The sequence below is a fragment of the Sphingomonas sp. Leaf38 genome (assembly GCF_001421825.1).
In the GTDB taxonomy this organism is placed as follows: Bacteria; Pseudomonadota; Alphaproteobacteria; order Sphingomonadales; family Sphingomonadaceae; genus Sphingomonas.
Genome location: NZ_LMLD01000008.1, coordinates 205727 through 207292 on the forward strand (window position 1 = coordinate 205727; position 1566 = coordinate 207292).

Here is a 1566-nt window from a genome sequence, read left to right on the forward strand (position 1 = left end):
GCATGGTCCCCCTCCCCGTACCGGGGAGGATTTGTGCGCGATCACTCACGCCGGCACCTTCGCACGCTCGACCGCGATCGCATCGGCCAGCCCGGCCGCCCACTTCGTAATGTCGCCCGCGCCAAGGCAGACGACCATATCATCCGCCGCGATCGTCGCCGCCAGCTCGACCGCCAGCGCATCCGCATCCGCGACCACACCCGCAAACCGGTGCCCGCGCCGCTTCAGCCCCTCGACCAAAGCCGCCGCATCGACGCCCTCGACCGGCGCCTCGCCCGCCGCATAGACCGGCGTCACCAGCACCCGGTCCGCGTCGTTGAACGCGGTCTGGAAATCCTCCATCAGATTGCCGAGCCGCGAATAACGATGCGGCTGCACGACCGCGATCACGCGCCCCTTCGCCCCCTCGCGCGCCGCGGCCAGCACCGCACGGATCTCGACCGGGTGATGCCCGTAATCGTCGATGATCGCCACGCCGCCACCCTCGACCGGAACCTCGCCCACCTTGGTGAACCGCCGCTTCACGCCGCCGAACTTGGCAAAGCCCTGCTGGATCGTCGCATCCTCGATGCCTAGCTCGAGCGCGACGCCGATCGCGGCCAAGGCGTTCTGGACATTGTGCCGGCCCGGCATCGGCATCTCGATCCCGTGGATTGTCCGCGTTGCGCCGTCGCGCGTCCGCACCACGCAGTCGAAGCGGTTGCCGCCCGGGATCGGCGTCACCTCGACACCGCGGACATCCGCCTGCGCCGAGAAGCCATAGGTCACGATCCGCCGGTCGCGCACGCGCGGCAGGATCCCCTGCACCTCGGGATGATCGAGACACAGCAACGCCGCGCCGTAGAAGGGCACGTTCTCGACGAACTCGACGAACGCATCCTTCACCGCGTCGAACGATCCGTAATGATCGAGATGCTCGGGATCGATGTTGGTGACGACCGCGATCGTCCCGTCCAATCGCAGGAAGCTGCCGTCGCTCTCGTCCGCCTCGACGACCATCCAGTCGCTCGCACCCAGTCGCGCGTTCGACCCGTAGGAGTTGATGATCCCGCCATTGATCACGGTCGGATCGACGCCGCCGGCATCGAGCAACGCCGCTACCATCGACGTCGTCGTGGTCTTGCCGTGCGTGCCCGCCACGGCAACCGTCGACTTCAACCGCATAAGCTCGGCAAGCATTTCCGCGCGCCGCACCACGGGCACGCGCGCGTTGAGCGCCGCCTCGACCTCGGGGTTCGAGCGCACGATCGCGGTCGACACGACCACCACCGCGGCATCGCCGATATTCGCCGCGGCATGGCCGATCGCCACCGGGATCCCCTTGTCGCGCAACCCCTGCACGACATAGCCCTCGGCCACGTCGGAGCCCTGCACGCGATAGCCGAGATTCTTCATCACCTCGGCGATACCCGACATGCCGATCCCGCCGATGCCGACGAAATGGATCGTGCCGATATCCGTTGCGACACCCTTCATGCGCAAATCCTCCCCTGCAAGGGGAGGGGGACCGCGACGCGCAGCGGCGGGGTGGAGGGGGCGAGCCACGAAGCACAGCGCTGGAGGAGA

The 1566-nt window shown here is 67.8% G+C and carries 1 protein-coding gene; it reads right to left on the bottom strand.

Features of this window, described 5'->3' with window-relative positions; genetic code table 11:
- Nucleotides 1-45: 45 nt before the first annotated feature.
- Nucleotides 46-1476 (bottom strand): UDP-N-acetylmuramate--L-alanine ligase, encoded by a 1431-nt coding sequence (murC, locus tag ASE88_RS02075; RefSeq protein ID WP_056474780.1) that lies wholly within the window; start codon nucleotides 1474-1476, stop codon nucleotides 46-48.
- Between the last annotated feature and the right edge of the window lie 90 nt (nucleotides 1477-1566).